General features: G+C 47.9%; 18 protein-coding genes. 6 read left to right on the top strand and 12 right to left on the bottom strand.

Annotation, left to right across the window (positions count from 1 at the left end):
• The first annotated feature begins 92 nt into the window (after positions 1-92).
• Together IC229_RS18935 and IC229_RS18930 are read left to right on the top strand one after the other, a co-directional pair.
• Positions 93-509: a Fur family transcriptional regulator gene (locus IC229_RS18935; protein WP_190888592.1), complete on the top strand. Its 417-nt coding sequence runs from the start codon at positions 93-95 to the stop codon at positions 507-509.
• Between the two features lie 210 nt (positions 510-719).
• On the top strand, positions 720-2,531 hold the full coding sequence (locus tag IC229_RS18930; protein WP_190888575.1) for a MutS-related protein: 1,812 nt from the start codon (positions 720-722) through the stop codon (positions 2,529-2,531).
• Here the strand turns inward: IC229_RS18930 and IC229_RS18925 are convergent.
• The 3 genes from IC229_RS18925 to IC229_RS18915 all read right to left on the bottom strand — a co-directional run bounded on the left by IC229_RS18925 (position 2,522) and on the right by IC229_RS18915 (position 4,946).
• Positions 2,522-3,424 (bottom strand): DUF2279 domain-containing protein, encoded by a 903-nt coding sequence (locus IC229_RS18925; RefSeq protein ID WP_190888574.1) that lies wholly within the window; start codon positions 3,422-3,424, stop codon positions 2,522-2,524. The two genes, IC229_RS18930 and IC229_RS18925, sit on opposite strands and share 10 nt — an antisense overlap.
• A 301-nt stretch (positions 3,425-3,725) precedes the next feature.
• Complete coding sequence (locus tag IC229_RS18920; RefSeq protein ID WP_190888573.1) at positions 3,726-4,163, bottom strand: nuclear transport factor 2 family protein; 438 nt, start codon at positions 4,161-4,163, stop codon at positions 3,726-3,728.
• 57 nt (positions 4,164-4,220) lie between these two features.
• Positions 4,221-4,946, bottom strand: a complete 726-nt coding sequence (locus IC229_RS18915) for a hypothetical protein (protein ID WP_190888572.1) — start codon at positions 4,944-4,946, stop codon at positions 4,221-4,223.
• A gap of 289 nt (positions 4,947-5,235) precedes the next feature.
• Here IC229_RS18915 and IC229_RS18910 point away from each other — a divergent pair, with 289 nt between their 5' ends.
• Positions 5,236-7,044 (top strand): histidine kinase, encoded by a 1,809-nt coding sequence (locus IC229_RS18910; RefSeq protein ID WP_190888571.1) that lies wholly within the window; start codon positions 5,236-5,238, stop codon positions 7,042-7,044.
• 181 nt (positions 7,045-7,225) lie between these two features.
• Positions 7,226-8,023, top strand: a complete 798-nt coding sequence (locus IC229_RS18905; protein ID WP_190888570.1) for a LytR/AlgR family response regulator transcription factor — start codon at positions 7,226-7,228, stop codon at positions 8,021-8,023.
• Between the two features lie 113 nt (positions 8,024-8,136).
• On the opposite strand, the gene IC229_RS18900 is transcribed toward IC229_RS18905, so the two are convergent.
• The 3 genes from IC229_RS18900 to IC229_RS18890 all read right to left on the bottom strand — a co-directional run bounded on the left by IC229_RS18900 (position 8,137) and on the right by IC229_RS18890 (position 12,503).
• Positions 8,137-11,493, bottom strand: coding sequence for a glycosyl hydrolase (locus IC229_RS18900; protein WP_190888569.1), 3,357 nt, complete (start codon positions 11,491-11,493; stop codon positions 8,137-8,139).
• 208 nt (positions 11,494-11,701) lie between these two features.
• Positions 11,702-12,082 carry a hypothetical protein gene (locus IC229_RS18895; protein WP_190888568.1) on the bottom strand — a complete coding sequence of 127 codons (381 nt, stop codon included), beginning with the start codon at positions 12,080-12,082 and terminating at the stop codon, positions 11,702-11,704.
• A 43-nt stretch (positions 12,083-12,125) separates the two neighbouring features.
• Complete coding sequence (locus tag IC229_RS18890; RefSeq protein ID WP_190888567.1) at positions 12,126-12,503, bottom strand: hypothetical protein; 378 nt, start codon at positions 12,501-12,503, stop codon at positions 12,126-12,128.
• A 216-nt stretch (positions 12,504-12,719) separates the two neighbouring features.
• Here IC229_RS18890 and IC229_RS18885 point away from each other — a divergent pair, with 216 nt between their 5' ends.
• The gene (locus tag IC229_RS18885; protein WP_190888566.1) at positions 12,720-13,445 is read left to right on the top strand and encodes an NUDIX hydrolase; all 726 of its coding nucleotides are present in this window, start codon (positions 12,720-12,722) and stop codon (positions 13,443-13,445) included.
• A gap of 151 nt (positions 13,446-13,596) precedes the next feature.
• On the opposite strand, the gene IC229_RS18880 is transcribed toward IC229_RS18885, so the two are convergent.
• From IC229_RS18880 to IC229_RS18870, 3 genes are all read right to left on the bottom strand, one after another.
• Positions 13,597-14,484 (bottom strand): dienelactone hydrolase family protein, encoded by an 888-nt coding sequence (locus tag IC229_RS18880; RefSeq protein WP_190888565.1) that lies wholly within the window; start codon positions 14,482-14,484, stop codon positions 13,597-13,599.
• 120 nt (positions 14,485-14,604) lie between these two features.
• Positions 14,605-16,230, bottom strand: a complete 1,626-nt coding sequence (locus tag IC229_RS18875) for a carboxylesterase/lipase family protein (protein ID WP_190888564.1) — start codon at positions 16,228-16,230, stop codon at positions 14,605-14,607.
• 314 nt (positions 16,231-16,544) lie between these two features.
• On the bottom strand, positions 16,545-17,216 hold the full coding sequence (locus IC229_RS18870) for a YceI family protein (protein ID WP_190888563.1): 672 nt from the start codon (positions 17,214-17,216) through the stop codon (positions 16,545-16,547).
• 446 nt (positions 17,217-17,662) lie between these two features.
• Between IC229_RS18870 and IC229_RS18865 the strand changes: the two genes are divergently transcribed.
• Positions 17,663-19,321, top strand: a complete 1,659-nt coding sequence (locus IC229_RS18865) for a carboxylesterase/lipase family protein (protein WP_190888562.1) — start codon at positions 17,663-17,665, stop codon at positions 19,319-19,321.
• Positions 19,322-19,493: 172 nt separating this feature from the next.
• Here IC229_RS18865 and garD read toward each other — a convergent pair whose 3' ends face one another.
• The 3 genes from garD to IC229_RS18850 all read right to left on the bottom strand — a co-directional run bounded on the left by garD (position 19,494) and on the right by IC229_RS18850 (position 23,191).
• Positions 19,494-21,020, bottom strand: coding sequence for a galactarate dehydratase (gene garD, locus IC229_RS18860; protein WP_190888561.1), 1,527 nt, complete (start codon positions 21,018-21,020; stop codon positions 19,494-19,496).
• A 63-nt stretch (positions 21,021-21,083) separates the two neighbouring features.
• A complete protein-coding gene (locus tag IC229_RS18855; RefSeq protein WP_190888560.1) occupies positions 21,084-22,529 on the bottom strand; it encodes a GntP family permease in 1,446 nt (481 codons plus the stop codon).
• Positions 22,530-22,840: 311 nt separating this feature from the next.
• Positions 22,841-23,191 (bottom strand): nuclear transport factor 2 family protein, encoded by a 351-nt coding sequence (locus tag IC229_RS18850; protein WP_190888559.1) that lies wholly within the window; start codon positions 23,189-23,191, stop codon positions 22,841-22,843.
• Positions 23,192-23,200: the final 9 nt, after the last annotated feature.

The raw sequence follows: 23,200 nt of genomic DNA, 5'->3' as shown, positions 1-23,200 counted from the left end.
TGTATCCTGAACGTCCACGTCCGGGTGAAAGTAGCTTCATCTCACCCGGACGTGGACGTCCAGGATACAACTCGACTAATGACTTAAAGATGATGACCTTGTCTGCTAAAACCCTGAAAGACTTTAACCTACGGCACACCGCTGGCCGGGAGGAAGTGCTTGATTTGTTTCTGAACGCGGGTCATGCGCTGGCTCACCACGACGTAGAGAATGGCCTCGGCCCTGATCACGACCGTGTAACGATATACCGAACGCTACGTACATTTCTGGATAAAGGTTTACTTCACAAAGTACTTGACGATGAGGGTGGTACAAAATACGCCTTATGCCGAGAAACCTGCTCCGATGGGCACCATCACCACGATCACGTGCATTTCAAGTGCGAATCCTGCGGCCAGACAACGTGTTTGGACGAGGTGAGTATCCCTACTGTTACGTTGCCCAATGGCTATAACCGCAAGGAAATGAACCTGCTCATCCAGGGCGTTTGTCAGGATTGCAATAAATAGTGTTATTGGTTCGTGATTATATACATTTCATCAGTGGCTTTTTTGTCATGCTGAGGCACGAAGCATCTTAATGCATCCAAATTTTCTAGTCAGGAGACTTTAAGATGCTTCGTGCCTCAGCATGACAAAAAAGCCACTAAATGGTTGAGACAGCTCAATGTTGGTTAACTAAACCAACTTTTACCGCAACGGCAGATTTTCTGCTTTCCTATGCCTTCCGAAACCTTCCATCAGCGCCAACAAGAATTTACTCGTGCCGAACAGGACGCTCAACGCCGTTACAATCAATTAGCCTTCTGGCGATTGATTTTGTTTGCCGTCAGCGCCCTCGCTGTCTGGCTGCTCTTCCGAGCGGATAAAGACGCTTTGGGGTTGGGAGCTGCACTGGTGGGGATCATAGGTTTTCTGGTTTTGCTCAAAAAACACCAGGCCGTTCGTCGGGAACGTGATTTAAACCACCAACTGGTTTTTATTAATCAGGATGAAGCCTCTCGGTTGAAACGCCAGTATCTACGTTCTGAAACAGGTGAGCAGTTTGCCAGTCCAACGCATTATTACACAGGCGATTTGGACGTATTCGGAAAACATTCGCTGTTCCGACTGCTTAACCGAACTCACACGCACGAAGGTCAGAACCGTCTGGCAAAATGGCTGAAAGCTACCGCATCGCCCGATGCCATTCACTTGCGTCAACTAGCGGTAACTGATTTAAAACCCCAACTTGACTGGCGACAGCAGTTCGAAGCACTGGCCAATCTTGAACCGACCGTTGGTCAATCGCCGGAGAAGTTGGTGCAGTGGGCTACAGCCGACGTAGCTCCACTATCCGCCTATCTGAATATCGTTCGGTTTGTTTTTCCGGCTGTTACGCTGGGGCTGTTTTCGGCATGGTTGATGGGTCTTGTTCCTGGGCTTGCGGTCCTGGCAGCGCTGGCTATACATGGGCTGGTTCTCAGTCAGGTTTCGGCTCGGGTAAAGGAAGTGAGCGAACAAACGTTCGATATGGCAACGGCGCTGGGCGCTTTCTGGAATCTGGTTAAACAGGCGGAGCTAGTGAAAGGCGATGCGCTCCGATTGACGGCCATTCGGAACGTATTAGCGGACAACGAATTGCCAGCATCGGCGGCAATTCGACAATTGGCGAATCTGACCGAAGGCTTAAACTTCCGGCGAAATCCATATTTCTATCTTTTTTTCGGGATTGCCAGCCTTTGGGATATTCATTATCTGTTCCGGCTCGAAGGCTGGCGGAAAACCTATGGCCCCGCTCTGTCGCACTGGTTCAGCGCGTTGGGTGAGCTGGAAGCTCTGAACAGTCTGGCCGGTTTTGCGTATGCACACCCCAGCTACGTAACGCCCGACATTGTAGATGTCCCTCTGACACTCGATTTTACGTCGGCGGCACACCCGCTGCTTCCTCCCGAACGTAGCATCGCTAATTCACTACGTCTCCAGGGCGCTGGAAAAACTATCCTGATTACTGGTTCTAATATGTCTGGAAAAAGTACGTTTCTGCGGACGGTTGGAACCAACGTAGTGTTGGCGCTGGCGGGCGCAGTGGTCAGTTCGGAGAAATTCAAATGTTCGCCGATGCGCGTGTTTACAAGTATGCGTACGCAGGATTCGCTCGAAGAAAGTACGTCGTCTTTCTACGCCGAACTGAAACGGCTTCAGACGCTCATCAAACTTACCCAACAATCACCCGACGAACAGTTACCCGTTCTGTATTTTCTGGACGAAATTCTGAAAGGTACTAATTCTGCCGACCGGCATCGGGGAGCCGAAGCGTTGATACGTCAATTGCACCACACAACGGCATCTGGTTTTGTCTCTACCCATGACCTCGAACTAGGCCAGCTTACCGATGCCGATACGTTTGTCCGCAACTACCATTTTCAGTCTGATCTAGAAGACGGACAATTGGTGTTCGATTATAAACTCCGCGACGGAATTTGTAAGAGTTTCAATGCCAGTCAGTTGATGCAGGCAATCGGCATCGATATGGCAGGCGCTCAAAAGTAAAGCCAGTACCAACGTAGTGTTGGGGCTACCTGCAACGTCGGCATGGGAATCTTGATGTATTTCAACAGACCCACAAGCATTTTTGCCGTTGTGCTACGTGGTTTGAAGAGTTTCACTACGTTAATGTCTGGTGCTACGTACCATTCATGCCGCCCGCCCAAGCCATCGTTGTTAAGGCTCCAGGTTTCGGCTTCCAAACCCATCCCGACAGATAGTTGGAACCAGTCAGGAAAGGTCTTTTTTCCTGCTAAATGTCTCGGCGAAAAGGAAAACCAGTACGTCTGGTTGATGTAATCGTCGATGGAAAAACGCTGTATTGGGATGCCCCGCGCTTTAAAGTATTTGGGTGTCTGTTGCCAATAGCTGACTTTCCAATGCGCATCTCGCACGAAACCAGACCGATTTTGAGCCATCGGCCAGAAACCACCTAACGTACCAAACGCTACGTCGCGCCAACTGAAGCCATAGGTTGGGGAATAAGCGTCTTTTAATTCAATTCCCAATTCAACGAACGTAGCAGAACCAAAAGCTAACCATTCCGCCTTTCGAGTTGAAACTCCAGCCCAGCGGAAGGCGTTGTAGTAGGCTTCGGCCACAAAAGTCCCTCCGGCCAGATGCGCCACTTTATCGAGGCCGCTGGCGTAGGTTAAATCGCGTCCTTCGTCAAAATGGAACGGAACGCCTTTACCATTCCACCAGGTACGTTCCAGATAGACATACGTTGACCCCAACGTCAGCAGCGACGTAGCACCCACCGCCCAAAGCCGTTCCCGACGTAGCGAATCCGTTTGTACAACGGATTTTTCAGGGAGTGAATCAGGGTAAATTGAGGATGAATAGGAAGTAGTGAAATGCGTGAGTGAACAACAAAGCAGTAGAAATTTGATGGCCATAAGGCCAATAGGACTCAGAATCTATGCAAAAGTGACGTATGAATAGTTAAATAAATTTTGATAAGAACTCAGGTACAGTTCCGTTTTTTTGTCATGCTGACGCAGCCGGGCGGCCGGTGCCGAAGCATCTTAAGACATCTTTCCCCTCTAATCTGGATATGTTAAGATGCTTCGGCACCGGCCGCCCGGCTGCGTCAGCATGACAAAAATTGCTACGTATCAAAAGTTTAAACGGGCTCTGTATATAATCTTAGTATGCCTTAAATGCATTATATCTAACCTTACTTTAAAAAATAGACCATCACGGTTTAAACATGGCGACCACGCTGACAATCTTCCATTGGCCATTTACTTTTTCCAGGTAGCGAGCTTCGGCGCTTTCTAAAATAGTCTTGGTTTCATGGTTTTCACTACGCTGAGTGAAGGTGACATAGGCGGTTTCTCCTTTCGTGCAGATGTTCCAATTCGTGCGTGTATTCGTCATTTTGATTGGCTTTCGAGTGGCCCAAACCCTATCAATTACCTGCCAGAGCGAATCGCCATAGATCTGCCCGCCATAAATCAAAAAAGACGCATAGGGAACATTGGCCCAGCAACTCTTATACGTTTTGTAATCAGCCGCGTCGGCGGCTTTCTTTTGGGCGTCAATGACGTTTTTAATAGGAGCTTCGTCTGATTGAGCAACTGCGGTTGTCAAGGAAGCCCCAACGAAAAGGAGGGATAGTATTAGCGTATTCATGAGTAATAAAGATTGGTTTAAAAAATGTATTGAGAAGTTGCTTTATCGTTTAGCGACTTATGGGTTGAACTGATTCAAGACCGTATTCAGCTTAATACTCCGTTTATCCTGGTCGATGATGACTTTGTATTTTACGATCTTCTTCGCGCCGTCGACTTCAAGACGATACGTTCCACTAGGAAGATGGCTTACATTTAGTAGCCCGGCGTATTCTTTCAGCGTACTATATCTTTTATAAAAAAACTCGAAATTATCGTTGGCCAGGGTTATAAGTAGTCGTTCACTGGCAGGATTTAGATAAGAGAGTTTTACCTGGCTACTGCTGACGACCTCCAGATTAATGTTTGGTGTCGTTGGAGCGACTGGCGCCGGAAGAACGGTTTCTTCATTGAAGGGTGATGGGATTCGTTGTGGAGTTGCATTCCACTGGTTGCTGTTGAGAATATCGTACGATTTCACCCGACTACTAACCAGGTTACGATCCACCAAGCGGCTCAACAGATTGTCGAACTGACGAATGTTACGTTTCGATAATTTGATATACCTGTCTTTAATCTTTTCCTGGTAAAGCAGCTCATCCTGACCCGAATAGAAGCTAACGCGGGTCGTCCGGCTGTTATAATCCGTGTAGAGTTTCCAGTAACCCTGGCTTGAATCGGAGCGAGTACGTTGGTAGTAGGGGTTGGGCTGGCCGACGTGGTCGGAAGACGGACTGGCTATTTTGGCAATGGACACCGTTAGTGTGAAACCAAGTGTGATCAGCGAAAGGAGTAGCTTTTTCATGGTACAGTAGATAGTTTTCGTGAGTAGCGAGCTTGTGCCGCCGTTTGACTGACCAAACGTAGCAGACCCAAATGCACCCAGAAAAAAGGATAGGATTAGCGGTAACGGATTTCGCGTAAGTCGCCGAAATTCCTGAACGAAGCCTTTAAGCGATCTACGAATCGGTTTACTCGAAATAATTACCACTTACGCGAAAGAGAAGGCAATTCGTCCTGTATGAGACAAATAGTAATGCTGTTTATCAGTACTTTGCATAGTAATTATACCCCTCTATGCTGGGTTATTCCACATGAAAAACGTTCTGATTTGTTTACTTCTCTTTATTCATACCCACCTACTCCTGGCGCAAACGGATGATAGAGTTATAAAGCATGATAGCCTGATACGCGAATTGGCCAAAGCCAAAAGCGATACAGACCGTGTGCTGATTTATGCGCAATTAACGGAGGTATATACTTGGCTGCATAAGAAGGCGGCAATCGACTATGGGCAGCGGGGATTTGCTCTGGCAAAACGGATTCATTTCGATAGAGGAACGATCCTTTGCGGGCATAGACTTGGATTCTGTCTGGTCGAATGGGATTACTACAAGGCCATTCCGATACTGATGGAAACAAAACAGCTTTGTGAAAAGCGAAATGACCACCTTGGGCGGTTGATCTCCATAAGTTTTTTGGGCTACGCTTATAGCAAGTTTGATTTTAAAAAAGCCCAATACTATTACATGTTGGGAAGGGAATTACAAGCTAGAGAAAACTTGCCCAAAGGGCCCAAACCAATCGAAGAGATTTTGGGCGATTTTTACCTTGAATGGGGTGTATTGGACTCCGCCTTATTTTATATGCAAAAAAACGAACAGATTGCGCTAAAAGAAAAACGCGTAATTCTTAATTTGGATTTGCGATTTGGGAGGCTCTACTATGAAAAAAAGCAGCCGGATCTGGCCATGCGCTATTTCCGTCGAGCAGTTGCGGTATCAAGGGGCAAACCCAATGGGCAAACATACGAGGGTATTGCCAGGATTTTTCGGGATCGAAATCAACTGGATTCGGCCCGGTTTTACGCCAAAAAATCACTGGCCATTCAACTGGAACGAGAAGAGACCATTTACATCATTAAAACGGCCAGCTTGCTTTTTGACCTCTATAAGGCGTCAAATCCCGCTGAAGCGCTCCACTACCATTTGCTGTTATCGGCCGCTAAAGACAGCCTGAATAATCAGCAACGGGTAAGAGCCGTGGAAAAAGCGGCTTATGAGGATCGCGAGCGGGAAGCAGCTACCCAACGACGATTGGAAGCGGCTGCACTGGCCTATCAGAATCAACTCCGACTTTATGCCTTACTGGGCGCATTGGCGGTTGTCTTGCTGGTGACTTTCTTTCTATACCGCAACAATCGGCAGAGTCGCCAACTCGAAGCGCAGAATATACGCCAACTCGAAAGCGAGTTCGAGCAAAAACTGGCCGATACCGAGATGACGACCCTACGGGCACAAATGAATCCGCACTTCATCTTCAACTGCCTCAATTCGATCAAACTGTACACGCTCCAGAACAAAGCCGACAAAGCTTCCGACTACCTCACCAAGTTCGCCCGGCTGATTCGATTGGTGCTGGAAAATTCTCGTTCTGAGCGGGTAACGTTACAAAATGAGCTGGAAGCCTTGCAACTGTATATCGAACTGGAAGCCATGCGCTTCAAGCAGAAAGTGCAGTTCGATATTCGGGTATCGCCCGAAATTGATCAGCAATACGTACAGATTCCGCCCTTACTCTTGCAGCCTTACGTAGAAAATGCCATCTGGCATGGGTTGATGCACAAGCCCGAGGGAGGCTCAGTACAGGTAGATGTTCGCCAATCGACAGACCGTTTATTACATATCGAAATCACCGACGATGGGATTGGTCGTGAACGGGCCAGGACGTTGAAAAGCAAGTCAGCGGGGATGCATAAGTCGTTTGGGATGCAGGTAACGGCCGATCGCATTCGGATGATTAATCAACTGTACAATATTCAGACTCAGGCGCAGGTGTTTGACTTAGTGGCTCCCGATGGCGAACCGCTGGGCACGAAGGTTGTGCTGGATATACCGATTTAAAGGCGGCTTTCGTCACTCTTTTTGTCATCCTGACGAAAGGAAGGATCTTAAAGTATCCTTACTAGAGCGTCAGGGAACCTCAAGATCCTTCCTTTCGTCAGGATGACAAAAAATGCTCAGAATGATACATAGAATAGTAAACATTTATACCCTGCACTAATATTCGCATTAATTCGATTTTATGCTTCGCACCATTATCATCGATGATGAACCCGACAATGTTGAGTTGCTGGCTATGCAACTGGCGCGTCATTGTCCACAAATTGAACTCGTTGGGCAATTTACTGAAAGCCCTAAAGCACTACTGGCGCTACGTTCGCTTCAGCCTGCGCTGGTGTTTCTGGACATCGAAATGCCCATGCTGAACGGTTTTCAATTGCTGGAACAGTTGGGCGAGGTCACGTTTCAGGTCATTTTCGTAACAGCCTACAATCAGTACGCGGTTCAGGCATTTCGATTTGCGGCCTTAGATTATCTATTGAAACCTGTCGATACCGTCGATTTGGTTCAGTCCGTTGGCCGGGCTGAACAGGTCGTCCAACGTAGTACGTCGGCCTGGCCTATCCCCGCTCATATTTTAACGGAGCAATTGGAATTGTTGCGAACGTATTACCCATCAACTGGTGGATCGGAAGTTCCTCGCTCTGGCACGCCCTCCAGGCTCGCCCTTCCACACGCGAATGGCATTGCCTTTGTCGATACGTCCCAGATTCTATACGCCGAATCGGACAGTAACTATACCCATTTTGTACTGAATACTGGTGAGAAATATCTGGTTTCCAAAACCTTGGGCGATGTGCAGGAACTGCTCGAAAGCCGCAATTTTCTGCGGGTTCACCGGCAATACATTGTTAACCTCAACCACATCAAACGTCTGGTTAAAGGCGAAGGGACGTATCTAGTCCTAAGCGATGGCAGTAACATTCCCGTATCGCGTCAGCAGAAAGACCGGCTTCTGGAGCGTTTTGGGTGGGTGTAGCGTTTTTTGTCATCCTGACGCAGGAAGGATCTTAAGATTTCCTGGCACTCTAGTAAGGAAATTTTAAGATCCTTCCTGCGTCAGGATGACAAAAAACCAGGATGATAAAAACACTATCGTTTTGCCTCACCAGCAGTTGAAGCTGACGTAGTAGTCAATACCCGAACGGGTCCTAACAAACCGGAGGGCAGGAGAGGAGAATCAGCTTTGTAGAAGGGCATCGTCGCGAAAGTGATTTTCTGCTTTACGTCCGGTTGTTGGTCGCCGACCAGTCGGTTAACCCACGTATTGGTCACTTTTATCGATACGTTGTTTGCGCCGGTTTTGAGAGCCGACGTTACGTCCACACGGAACGGCTTTTTCCAGATAATGCCCATATTCTGCCCATTAACCGTTACTTCAGCTATGTTTTTCACATCGCCAAGATCAAGAACGTAGTGAGCTGATTTATCCACCAATGCTACGTTGAATGAGTTGTCGTACGTAGCAGTACCTGAGAAATACTTGATGCCAGGATCACTATTGTTGGTCCAGGAAGCCAGACTGGCAAACGTAGCTTGTGGCGGGGCGCTTCGGTTTTCCTGAAAACGTACTGTCCAGGGAGTGGAAATGGTCAGCAGCTCACCCGTTTTCTCAGCAGGTTTGGTGTAGGCCATCGTACTTGCCTTGCCACTAAAGACGATGAAATACGCATCCCACGACTCGAATTGCAGCGGAACGATGGTGCGACCGTCTTTGATTTTGTATGTAACAGTTTCCGTTTTTCCAGTTTGCGGATTCCACAACATTGGCACTTTTCCCGTTACGCGGAAACTCACTTCCGCTGGTGTCGGATTGTCGCTTCGGTTGTCGAGCCAGTAGATATCTTGGTCGGCGGTCTGGCGATGGCGGTAGAGAATTTTCGACGTAGCGTTTTTGACAATAACGTCTTCTGCTACGCTCTGCGCCTTCAACGCATCGGCTATCGAGCCTTTTACTACGTTCGGACTGGCCCAAATTTCATTAACGATCGTCTGAAACTCGGCCGGATTATCCGACAAACTTGGTGACTGTTCGGGCTTAGTTCCTACTACTTTAGCCCCCGCTTTGACCAATTCACGCAGTTTTTTCAGTACGGGTAATGTCATGTTTTTGGCGCTTTCGTCCAGCACCAACAAACGATACGTATTGCCGCTTTTCGCTACTAACTGACCATTTTTTACACTGACAGCATTCAGTAAAGCCGATGCGTTCACAAAATCAAACTCATAGCCAGTTGGAATAGCAGGCAGTTTTTCCCTTGTTATCCAGGTAATATTGTAGTTCTGACCGTAGTAATACAGAACATCTGCTACGTTCCGGCCCTGTTGTAGCAAATAGCAGCTACGTCCCAGATACGCAATCCAGGCTTTTCCCGGCTCGGCCCACGTTTCCTGACGGGTGTACCATTGCCCGAAAGGTCCCAGCGAAAAACCGGGCAGTTTATCATCGAGAGGCTGGTGAACGGATGTGTGAATCACGAATCTGTTCAAACCAGACGCCATTTCGAGATCGGCGGTACGTTTGAGTTTTTCGGGGTAAGACGAAAACGCATTTCCGGCGGCCGTCATCGATTCGGCGGCTAAAATGTTCTGGCCGTAGATGTTAGCTACCGAAGCCGATTCCCGAATGTCGCCTTCGCTACGTACTTCTTCGTCGCTACCACCCGCCAGACTACCGGGCGTCCACATGGCCGACATCGGTACGTCGGCGTAGCGTTTTACATCCATACCATCAGCCAGATAAATCCGACCACCTTCGTGCGACTCGGTGTAACGTTTCATTCCGCGCTTGTGAAGTTCATCGCCAATTACTTCGTAATGGCTTTCGGTAATTAGTTCGCCAATCGTTTTGCGGAAATCCCAGAGGAATTTCTCGCTCGCGTCGGTGCTTTTAATTACACGACCTGCCAGCACGGGCAACCACGGCTGAATGGTGTAACCCCGTCGTTTCTGGAATTCTTCGGGAAACGATTTCGTCCAATTCATGTGACCTGCTTCGTAGCTGTCGAGCACCATATATTGAAGTCCTTTGCTGCCCATCATGCCGCCCGTGGCATCTTTATACATATCCAGATACGTATTGATGTATTTCCGAACGGCTTCTTTATCCAGCTTATCTACCTCTAAACCAGTAGCTTCGGGAGATGCGGGGTGGTTCTGGCGACCAGTTAGTGAATAGCCGAACCGCATGACAACCCAGTTTCCGGCTGGAGCCGTCCAATTTAACGTACCGTCGGGCTGCATCTTCGAGGTCAGATCCACTACGTCTTCAGTCGGAATCGCGTCGGCCCTTGACGTAATGGCCGTTTTCGTATCTTCTTTGTAAGGCGTGAAACCTGCTTTATCTTCATACTGATCAATCCGGTCGGTGTTGTAGAGCACAAATTCTGCTACGTTCACGCCTTCCGATTTAGCTTCTCCGCCCCTTTGGCCCATCAGGCCCCCGAACGGATTAGTAGGCGGAGGTAACGTTTTAATTGCCATCCGCCAGAATTTGGCTGTTGTTGCCGGAAAAGACACGGTGTTTTGAGCTGCGATACTACCCGGCACTTTCGCTACGTCCCGAAAGCTCATGCCATCGTCGCTCACCTGTAACGTTCGGTTTTCGTTCCCTCCCCGAAATTCGGCTAATGGGCCTTTGATGGCACCGACAATCGACAACGCTTTGAACGTCTGGGGCGTATCGAACGCGTATTGAATGTACATATCCTCCCCTACGGCTAACGGCGGTAAGAAAGTAGTTTTGCCCAAATCGCCGTCAGTAAGCTCAGTGAGGGTGAAACTGCCACCACTCGACGAAACTTTTGGGTTGAGTTCGGTCAGATTCTTCTCGGAGGCAGGTACTTTATAGGCAATTACGATAGCATCCTGATAGAATGATGGTACGGTACCCACAAATCCACCTGTTAAACCACCACTCTCCAATTTTATATTCTGAAATGGTCCAGTTATAGGCGCTGGCTGTGGTAGTTTTCCAGTAAACGCTTTTCCACCTGCTACGTTGGTTTGGGTCCAGACGTATTTTTTCATGGCGTCTTTCGGCTCTACCCAGGGACCGCCCGTTACGCTCCAACCCGGCGAACCGGCAATTGCCATTTCAAGCCCTTTCTGGCTGGCCTGTTCGGTCGTAAACCGAAAAGCGTCCTTCCATTCGGGCGTCATAAACACGAGTTTCTTAGGTACGACCACCGGCGTAAACAAGTTGGCATCGAAATTTTGAAAACCGCCGATACCCACTCGATTCATCCACTCAAGATCTTTCTGGATACCGTCTTTGGTGATGTTACCGTTCATCCAGTGCCACCACACACGAGGTTTGGCTGAGTTTGGTGGCGTGGTAAATTCCTGCAATTGTGCTGACGAATTTGAAGAAGGCTGTTTTTGTACCTGCCCAAAGCCGAATTGGGAGACAAGTGATAGGATCAGAAAGAGGGAGAGGGTTTGCTTCATAGCCAACCTATTTATGTTTAGGAAAGGGTTTTCTGCTAAATAGCACTAAAACAACTAATTTTTGCGCAATTCCTTCATTTTCTTTTGAATGAACTACGTAGTTATCAAGGGGTAAAAAACGGAAAGCGAGTAAGCCAGTCGCAGCGTCGGTGGAAGTTCGTGCTGTGACTGGCTTACTCTTTATTTGTAGTTAAATGAGATAAATTTTCTATTTCACTCGTTTGGCTTTCGCTTCAAACATATTCAGCAGAGAGCCTTTGAGGTTATCTTCGTCTACTTTGGCCAGGTCGATGGTAACGTCGTAGCCTTGAGCTGTGAACGCCAATGCTAGTTTGTCGCCATTTTCCTCAACGCCCGTAATTGGGATTTTCTCAGCGTTCGGTTCGGCAGTGTTCGTCAGATTGCCAGTCAGTTTACCATCTTTTCGAACTAATTCAGCGATCATTTTAGAATCGCCCTGGGGCGTACCGATTACGAGAATTTCCCATTTCCCGGCATAGAAATCAGCCGATGGTGTGGCAGTCTGGGCATAGGTTGAAACGGTTACGCTCAGCAATAAAAAGAGGAGAAACGTGCTTATTTTTTTCATGGTTTTGATTGGTTAATTTTCTGAAAATTATAGGTGAAGCTGTTTATTTCACTCGTTTGGCGACTGCATCGAAGTTATACAGCGTGCCTTTAAGGTTACCGTTATCAACTTTCGTCAGGTCAATTGAGATTTCTCCCGCCTGCGATGATTCAAAGAAGATAGCAACCTTATCGCCGTTCTCTTCCACTTTCGTGATTTTTCGCTTCTCAGCGTTCGGCTCGGCCGGATTAGCCAGTTCACCCGTCAGTTTGCCGTCTTTACGAACCAGATCCGTTAGAAATTTCACATCGCCCATAGGCGTCCCTGTCACAGCGATTTCCCATTTTCCGGCAAAAAAATCGGTAGGCGGAGTAGCCTGCGAAAAGCCTGTGTAAGCAACACTCAGAAATAGAAGTAAAAAGAATATACTTGCCTTCTTCATGATAAGAATTGATTAGTTGTGAACTGGTTATTCGTCTGTTTACAGTTAAATCACAAGCAAAGGTAAAAATCTTTTTATTATTGTCTAAAAAATAGACAATAAATATTTTTCATTTTCTACATTTGCGTTGGATACTGCTTTTAACCTGTTTTCTACATTTAAATAGCCGTTAGTTTTCAACAATTACTGATACTTAACTGACGACTAACGACTACCATGCATTCACTCACTGAACAGAACTATATTCAGCAGCTTTCTATTGACTGCGTCATTTTTGGATATGAAAATCAACAGCTTAAAGTGCTGATCTCAACACTAAAATTTAAGGGTGATTTTCAGGTTCTGCCCAGCGGATTTATCTATCAGGGCGAAGATGTGGACGAAGCAGCCCGACGCATTCTGGAAGATCGAACCAGTATTAAAGATACTTACCTGGAGCAATTTCACGTATTTGGTAAGGCCGACCGAAGCAATCGGGCATTTTTGGATCGTCTGATTGAGCTTAACCCAGACCTGGTGATCTTACACCAACAGCAACGTCAACAATATGAATGGTTTACTCGACGGTTTGTTTCGATTGGTTATTACGCGCTGGTGGACATGGCCAAAGTGATTCCCCAAAAACACGAGATCGACCAGTCCATTACGTGGTATGATGTCAGGCAACTGCCTATACTTGCTATGGATCATAACGAGATCGTGCAAAAGGCCATCGATACGTTACGTTTAACCCTCGATCAGCGATTGAGTGCATTCAGCTTACTGCCCGAAAGTTTCACCATGAAAGACGTACAGGAAGTGTACGAAGCGATTTACGATAAGCCTTTTGCCCGAAATAATTTTCAGAAGAAAATTCTGGATATGAACGTATTGGAGCGACTTGAGAAGAAGTTTACGGGTGCCGCTAATAAAGCGCCGTATTTGTATCGATATATAAAATAACGCGAATTATAGGCAGTTAATTTTTGTCATGCTGAGGCACGAAGGATCTTAAGATTTCCTTACTAGAGTGCCAGGAAACCTTAAGATCCTTCCTGCGTCAGGATGACAAAAATACTCCTTTGCTAACTTGTTCTTAAAAGTTTATGAACTACTACGTCAATTTCGCTTTAAAAAAGTCGATGGTACGTTGCCAGGCGAGTTCAGCTGCGGCTTTGTCGTAACGAGGGGTTGTGTCGTTATGAAATCCGTGGTTAGCATTCGGATACATGTATTCTGTATACTCTTTGTTGTTTTGCTTTAAGGCAGCTTCGTAGGCAGGCCAGCCTTCATTGACCCGGGTATCCAACGCGCCGTAATGTATCAGCAAAGGCGCTTTTATTTTGGGCACATCTTCAGCGGCTGGCTGACCGCCATAGAACGGAACGGCTGCTGCTAAACCGGGAACACGTACCGCCATCATGTTGGCAATCCAACCGCCAAAGCAGAAGCCAACAACACCTATTTTGCCGTTGCAATTTTTATCACTTTTCAGGTAGTCATAAGCCGCGATGAAATCTTCCAGCATTTCGTCTCGGTTACGTTTGGCCTGCAACTCACGACCAGCGTCGTCATTACCCGGATAGCCACCCAACGGGGTCAGCGCGTCAGGAGCAATTGAGATAAATCCGGCCAAAGCGGCTCGTCGAGCTACGTCGGCGATGTGCGGATTTAGCCCCCGGTTTTCATGAACGACGACAATTCCGCCGAGAGGCTTTTTCGCATCGGCAGGCATCGACAACAGGGCTTTGATGCTTTTTCCACCCTTCGGCGATGGGTACGTAACGTAGTCTGATTTTAAGCGCGGATCATCAGCCTTTACCTGAATAGCCCCGTAATAATCAGGCATTAGAAAACTCATCAACGAGGCTACCGTAATTCCGCCAACGGCATAGGCCGAAAGTTTTTGCACAAAGTCACGTCGGTCGAGCCGATTGTGGGCATAGTCATCATAAAGGTCAAACACTTCCTGTTTGATATCTTCTTTTTTAATTTCGCTCATGTTGGTCTGCTACGTATTGTTTGGGTGAAGCTTATTAAATGGACAATGTAAAACGAATAATTCTTGCTGATTATCAAGCTCTTATCATTGCCCATTATTCATTTTACATTATCTATTTACTCATTTGGTATTCGACTGATCCAACAGCAGGTATCGCTCGCGATTCTGTTCCGGGCGGGCTCCCGACGTTACGTCGATGTGCATTACCTGAACGCCTTTGTCGCCATTGACGGTTGGCCACTTTGGTAAATTTCCGCCGTTAGGATTGGCCGTTTTAATGAAGTTGGCAAAATATTCCTGCATTTGTTGTGATACCTTATAGTCGTCGGGGCTCCAGGCAAAAACCTTGTTCGTAGCCAGATTGCCCATTGCATATTCAATTTCCGCTGAGTGAACGGCCCCGCGGGCGGGCGGAGCTTTAACGGCCGCAGCTTCCGCTCCGCGAATAACACCACCAGCGGTTCCAGCCACAGCATTACCCATTTCGGGTGTCATGGACGGGCGTGGACGAGTATAGTAATAGCGGTAGACGGGTTTACCGCCTGTTTTGCTATGGGCATCGATCCACTTCCAGGTACTGAAACCAGCCATTCGGTCGCCGGCGAGGGCGGTGGCGGCTGGCCAAACATCCTCCGGATTGGTGGCGGGATACAAGGTCAATACGCCCTCGGCCTTCTCCCCAAAAAGCTTCTGTACACCTTTCCGGTAATTCTCCGGCGTGGGTTCATCATTGCCCAGAATAGCCTTGGCGTTCGCTTCTTCCGAGTTCCACCCGGCGAGCAACGGTACGTGGGCCTGTTCGCCCGCCCGGAAGATTTCGACCGGTGATTTAGGCAGGAAATAGCCATCCACGATGGGTCGGAATCGGGGAGTTTCCGGTTTTGCCGTGGCCTCAAGCAGTTGATCGGGAGGCATGGCCCGTAAAGTAGCCAGCGAAGTTGCGCCCACCATCTTCGCGAAGTTTACGCCCATTTCCTCTGCCTGCGAGAGCGTGCTTAACGGCTGAAGAGCGAGTACAGAACCGCTTTCACCAATTGCCGCATGAATCATATTTTTCGATAATGGAGAGGCCATTTGAGCGCTTACTGACGAAGAACCCGCCGATTCGCCAGCAATAGTCACTTTTTGCGGGTCTCCACCAAAAGCGGCAATGTTCTGCTGAACCCACTTAAGCGCGAAACTTTGGTCCATTAACCCGTAGTTACCTGACGCTTTATTGGGAGACTCTTTAGTTAATTCGGGATGAGCCATGAATCCAAATGGCCCGAGCCGATAATTCACGGTAAGGGTAACAATCCCTTTTTGCGCCATGCTTTCTCCATCGTAGCGCGGCTCCGAACCGTCACCGGCGATATAACCGCCCCCATAAAAGTAGACTAACACAGGCAGTTTCTCATTGCCGGTTTTAGCGGGCGTCCAGACATTCAGGTAAAGACAATCTTCACTCATGCCGTTCGAACGGAAATTCATGTCGCCGAAAACGGCCCGCTGCATTGCCATAGCGCCGAATTTGTCGGCTTTCCGGACGCCACTCCAGGCTTTGGCGGGTTGAGGTGGCTGCCAGCGTAAGTCACCCACGGGCGGGGCCGCAAACGGAATCCCTTTAAACGAACGGACACCATTTTTTTCGATGACGCCTTCAATTGTGCCCTGCGATGTTTTCACGCGGGGAGCGTTCCCAGACTGAGCGGTAGCAAGGGAAACTGACTGGCTAACCGCCAAAAGGAGAAAGACAAAGGTTTTCATAGGAAGAACGTAAAATTAACGCGATAACTCTATTGATAAATAAGGCATTATCAGCATCTGTTTACTGCTACGTTCCTATTAAAAAAGACCAAAGCTGATTCGTAAATGTGATTACAAGAACAATATAATCTACACGAATCCATCTACAGGATGTTCACTATTCTGGAAAATAATCGAAGAAGGTAGTACTACGTAACGTAGCAGAAAAAGAGGGGATACTTGAGGAATTGAAGCAGGTTAAAAAGGGCAGGAACTGTTTTTTGTCATTCTGAACGGGCCGCCGGAGCGGCCCGTTCAGAATGACAAAAAATAGCTTACATCGACGCTTTGTTAGCCACGATTTTTAAATCCAGCGAGAAAGTGTCATCGATGATTTTGTCAGCAGCCGTACCGATGATGGCCGCCCGATATTTAATGTCGTATTCCAGGCGGTTAACAACCATTTTGGCAGTCGCCTGCGCTACGTTGCCATTGATGTTCACCGTAGCCGGAAACGTCTGGGGTTTGGTGATGTCTTTAATGGTTAAGTCGCCACTAACAGTATAGTTGGGTTCGCCTGCTTTGGCATTCGCAATGGGTTTCACATCCGTAATTTTAAACGTAGCGGTTGGATATTTTTCCACGCCAAAAAAATCCTCGCTCCGTAAGTGATTGACCAGTCGTTCATTAAACGGATTCGATTCGCCTTTGTCGATATCCCGCATCGTCGTCATATCAGCCACGAAGGTTCCACCTGTGAGTTTGTTGCCATCGACGGTGAGTTGGCCCTTTGCCATTTTCACGGTGCCGTCATGTTTGCCGGTCACTTTTTTAGCGTTCCAGTTAATCGCGCTCTGCGCCGGGTCGACCGTATACGTAACGGCTTTGGCAGTGCCCTTTCGAACAGCGGATTTTACCGGAGATTCCTTAACAACAATCGTGGCAAACGTAGTGCTGGTGAGAAGCATAGCTGCCAACGTGGCATTAACGATCAGGTTGTTTTGCATGGTTGTTTGATTTGTTAAACGGTTATTAGAAGAAAGTCATTACTTGTCTTTAACTGCCAATTATGGTGTTTAATTGTTAACAGGCAGATTTTTAACTGTTTGTGGTAACTGGCAAATGATACGTAGTAACGTAGCGTTTTCGGTAAAGCAGGTTATTTCTACTACGTCAATTCGACATTACTATTTATACGTAGTAACAGCTACATCTGGTTGCTTCAGATCATGAATTTCTACAAAATTAGTACCAATACGTCTCCCCTCCCCGGCATACCATTATCGATACACGTAACAGCGACACATTCCACTACGTCCTGTGGGTTGCCAGAGTGATTATTACGTTATGTATTGTTCATAGTTAGCTCGCATTCGAATATAACCAATGACCATGCTTAGATTGGATACTGTCTGTGCTTTAGTATGTGTCTGATTCTTAACGAAACGTTCTCATGAAAGCGACAAGACGTAACTTCCTCCAATCGCTCGGCGTTGGCGTGGCTGGTCTGGGTGTATCCCACGAAACCATTGCTGCTACGTCGCACCCGCCCAAGCTCGCCAAGCCATCTTCTGACGAGCAGATTCTGTTTGTGGGCGATAACATCGCCATTGCCAACACCGAATACGGTAAAGTACGTGGGTTTATTCTCCGGGGCATTCATCAGTTTCTGGGTATTCCGTACGGCGCTGATACGTCCGGGAAAAATCGGTTTATGCCGCCCCAGAAACCCGCGTCATGGACTGATATCCGTCCGGCGCTGTGGTGGGGCAATTCGGCTCCGCAGATTATGGAGAAACGATATGCGAATCCGTATTCCTCATTCGTAGATCACTGGAACTACGACGACGTATCGGAAGACTGCCTGAAACTGAACGTCTGGACACCCGCTCTGGATTCGCAGAAACGTCCGGTTGTGATCTGGTTGCACGGTGGTGGTTTTGTTAACGGAAATGGTATTGAGCAGGATGGCTACCACGGTGAAAACCTCTCTCGATTGGGCAACGTAGTGTTTTGTTCGCTCAATCACCGGCTGGGTGCGCTGGGCTACACGCACCTGAAAGCGGCTGGCGGCCATGAGGCTTCCGGCAACGTAGGAAATCTGGACATGGTGGCGGCCCTCGAATGGGTGAAAAACAACATCGCCAATTTTGGGGGAGACCCCAACAACGTAACGATCATCGGGCAATCAGGCGGGGGCGCTAAAGTCACTACGTTGATGAATATGCCGTCGGCCAAAGGGTTGTTTCACAAAGCCGTTTGCCTGAGCGGTAACTCATTGACTGGCGTAAATAAAGAATACGCCGAAAAGCTCGGTTTGAAAGTAATGGAGGAAGCGGGCCTGAAACCCGGCGAAATCGATAAACTCCAGCAGATTCCGTGGCGGCAATACATCGACATTGCCAACCGTGCCGTCGAAAAAATGGCCGATGAAGCGAAACGGATGAATATGCAGCGTGGAGGTTACTCGCCCGTTGGCGATGGTACGTACCTGAACGGCGATACATTCTTCAAAGACCCCAATCATTTCTCGGCCAACATTCCGCTGATGATTTGCTCTACGTTCCACGAGCAAAATCCTAGTCGGACCGACTCATCTTTAGAGAAAATTTCGCTGGCCGAAGTGAAAGAAAAAATCAAACCTCGTTTCGGTGAGAAGTCTGGCGAGATTGTGGATGCCTACGCGAAGAATTTCCCGAAAGCGCGTCCCATTGAAATTTGGGCATTGGTTGTATCGAACCGTAAGAATGCCGTAGCGGCCGCCGATGCTAAAGTTTCGCAGCAAAAAGCGCCTGTATACGTAGCGTGGTTTGGTTGGCAACCGCCCCTGTTTGATGGTCGAATGCGGGCCTTCCACTGCGACGATATCTGTTTCTGGTTCTACAACACGGATTTGATGCTGACGCATACGGGCGGAGGGAAACGCCCCAGAGTCTTGTCGGAGAAGATGGCGGGCTCGTTCCTGAATTTCGTAAAAACCGGCAATCCAAACGGCGGTGGTTTGCCAACCTGGAAACCTTACACAACCCAGAATGGCGAAACTATGGTACTGGATGATACACCGCTGCTGGTCAATGACCCCGACCGGGAAGCCCGGAAAGCGTTGGTGTAACGTAGCGTAATCTGAACCGGGATTTTCAGGATTGGAAGGATTTACAAGATTTTGTAGATAAGCGCTTCAAAGAAGCGAAAACAAAATCCTGTAAATCCTTCCAATCCTGAAAATCCCGGTTCAGACAAACCTGTAAATCTTTCCAATCCTGAAAATTCCGGTTCAGATTACGCTACGTCAACGGGCCGGGGTTGAACAAAACTAAATCGTTATGAATACCCAGTTTGTCGGTTGCTACTTTTTTGGTTCCGCTTGCTACGTCGAGAATCAGGTGAAATAATTCCCAACCCATTTCTTCAATGGTTTTCGTACCAAATGCTACTGGACCAGCGTCAAAATCGATCAGATCATGCCAACGATTGGCTAGTTTCGAGTTTGAACTTACTTTCAACACGGGCACCATCGCCAATCCATAAGGTGTGCCTCGGCCGGTGATGAATACGTGCATGTTCATTCCAGCCGCTAATTGCAACGTACCACAAACAAAATCGCTGGCTGGAGTAGCCACAAAATTCAATCCCTTCTTTCGAATCTTTTCACCAGGCGATATCACATCTACAATCGGACTCGTTCCAGATTTGACCACCGATCCCAGGGCTTTTTCGACAATGTTGCTCAAGCCTCCCCCTTTATTACCGGGTGTTGTGTTGGCGCTACGATCAGCTCTACCTTGCTGTAAATAAGCATCATACCAGGCCATTTCGTCCTTAAGCGCCTGCGCTACGTTTGCATCAACGGCTCTTGGCACCAGCAAATGAATGGCGTCCCGCACTTCGGTCACTTCAGAGAAAAACACCGTTCCGCCCGTTCGCACAATCAAATCGGCAGCGAAACCGGAAACCGGATTACCTGTTAGTCCAGAGAAAGCGTCACTTCCACCACATTGCATCCCCACGACCAGATCGGAGGCTGGACAGGTAGTACGTTTACGCTGATTTAGTTTTTGCAGATGTTTTTCGGCCAGTTGCATAATCCCGTCAACCATGTCGCCAAACCCCTCGAAAGCTTCGTCCTGCAAATAGAGAATCGAACTGTCTGCCGAATTTTGATCAGCAGGCAACAATCGCTCAGGGCGTAGTTTCTCGCAGCCCAGCCCGATAATCATGATTTCACCCCCAAAATTTGGGTTTTGCGCAATGTGCTGGATGGTACGAATGGGCACAATAGCGGCTGGAGCATCAATCGCGATACCACAGCCGTAACTGTGATTAAAGGCCACTACGTCATCCACATTCGGGTACAATGGCAGCAATTCACGCTTGATCTTCTGACAAATAAAATCCGTGATGCCCGCTACGCACTGCACACTGGTTGTGATTCCCAGCACATTCTTGGTGCCAGCACTGCCATCCTGATTTTTGTATCCCTGAAATGTGTAGCCTTCCAGCGGTTCAATCTCAGGAAGGCTTCTCTGGACATACGGAATATCTTCCAGATTGGGTGGTTGCGGGAGGCTAATGATACGTTCGTTAATCCAACTTCCTTCCCTGATGAGCTGATTGGCAAACCCGATTACCTGCCCATAACGTATCACTTCATCACCTTCCTGAAACGCTTTGAGGGCTACTTTATGCCCCATCGGAATTGGCTCTTGGAGCACAATTCCATTTAATACAACGGCACCCCGGTCTAATCCCGATGGGTTGGCAACAATTGCTACGTTGTCTTCAGGCGTTGTTTTTATGACGATAGTTTGCATTGTGATTGCCTCCATACTCACATTGGCTACGGCTGCCGGGGCCTTCCTATACAATTTATATACTTAAACCAATGGAAAAAGCCAGGCAGCTATCATGGTCAGAATAACGCCAGTCAGACCCATGATGCTTTGCATGGGCGCAATGGTTTTGAGCGCTTCCCGCTCGGTCAGGTTACTGGTTTTACACATGATCCAGAAACCAGCGTCATTCATCCACGGAATTAGTTTCGCTCCACTGCCGATAGCCAGACACAGGTAAACGGGATGAAAACCTAGATTAGCATTTTGAGCCATTCCAGCCAAAATTCCTGACGCCGTAATTAGTGCCACAGTAGCCGAACCTTGTGCCGTACGTACCACCATCGCAATGAAAAAGGCCAGCGGAATCAGGGCCATCTGGTAGCCTTTGGTGAGGTCGGCAATTCGGTCGCTGATTCCCGATTGCTGTAGCATACCACCAAAAGCACCGCCCGCTGCGGTAATCAGGATGATGCCACCACCACTCATCAACGCGGTCTGAACAAAAGCCGTCATCTTTTCTTTAGTCGTTTTTTTCTGCCTTGCCAGCACGAAAAGGGCGAAAATTCCACCCATGAGCAGCGCGATATTTTTATCCCCAAAGAAAAGAATTACCTCTAAAACAGAATTGAGAATTGGACTGTCGGTTAAAGGCGTTCCTGGTTTATGAAACGCTTCTACAGCCGAGCGTATGCAAATGGTGGCCAACGGAAAAACCGCCGGAAGCAAAGCCCAACCCAACGAAGGCAGTTCTTTATCGTCTTTTTCGGCAATGGCTTTGATGTCTGCCAAACGCGCATCGGGTGAATCTCGGAGCGGAATATCGAATTTTTTATTCAGGAAAACCGCTATCAGGTAGCCCACGGAGATGGTGCACAGTCCGAGCAATACGCCACAAACCATCATCAAACCAATCGGTACGTTCAGGGCACCGACCAGAAATAAGGGGCCGGGCGAGGGTGGTACGTAGGAGTTTGCCATAACAGCTCCAGCAATCACCGATAAAGCCAGTAACAGGTAATTTTTGCCCAATCGCATGCCCATCGCCTTTGCCAGCGGCATCATCAGGAAGATAACGGTATCCACAAAAACAGGGATCGTCAGAAAGAAACTGCTTAAAATGAAGCCGATTGGCGCATGTTGAACGCCCGTCACTTTGAGCATGGCGCGGATGACTTTTTCGGCAGCTCCACTATCGAGCATGGCTTTGCCAATAATGGCCGCCATCGCGATCAGAATACCAATTTTGGTACAGGTGTTCCCAAATTCGGTGGCGATACGTTCGCCAATGCTTTTGTGGGCTTGCTTCAGCGCTTCGGCTTCTGACAAGCCTTTGGAAATGAAATACTGCTGGACCAATTCGGTAGGCGTGAGCAAGGCAACTGTTAACGCGGCTAAGAGTAGGGCCAAAAACGGATGCAATTTGAGGCCAATGATGCCGCCAACTACCACGACAACCCCAATGAGTAAAATAAGTATCGGGTCCAGCATTGTTACGTACGATTTCAGGTTAAGGAATAAAAGGGGATGCTACGTCCTTCGTTACGTGAAAGAACTGAAAATTAATTCAGAGCAGCACCACACAAAGTGTGCAGGAAGGCTAGTTTACTGAGAAAGGCCAATTTGAATCTGGAGTTGACGTAGTAAACCAAGCCTACAACAAGTTCCTTAACACCTGAAATGTACGTAGTAAAGATCAGTTGATGAGTCATACGAATAAGGCTGAAATAAAATAAAACACCAGCCCAAAACACATTTTGTTCGGGCTGGTGCAGCGGGTTAATAAGTAGTTTTTGTTACTGTCAAGCGGGGAGAATATCCATTCGTTTAATTTTTTCGTGGTCTATCGTATAGATATGCCTTACCGAACTGTCGGCTAATACGTTGTCCTGTAGATCTTTAATGAATTGATGAACCGTTACGTTGATACGTCCATCAGGCATTTCGCTAAAGGAAACCGGCGTTACGTTCGGATTCAGTTCCTGCCATTGCCGAAGCCAATAATTGCGTACTTCGTCATGTCCTTTTACGTAGCCGCCTTCCCAACCGTTCGGCCAGTCTACGTCGGGATGCAATAGGTTCAGAACAGCGTCGATATCGCGTGAATTAAAGGCGTGGTAGGCTTGAGTGATTAATTCCTGGTGTTTAGCCATGATGCTAGT

Source organism: Spirosoma profusum, from assembly GCF_014699005.1.
In the GTDB taxonomy this organism is placed as follows: domain Bacteria; phylum Bacteroidota; class Bacteroidia; order Cytophagales; family Spirosomataceae; genus Spirosoma; species Spirosoma profusum.
This window is presented reverse-complemented; position numbering and strand designations above follow the sequence as displayed.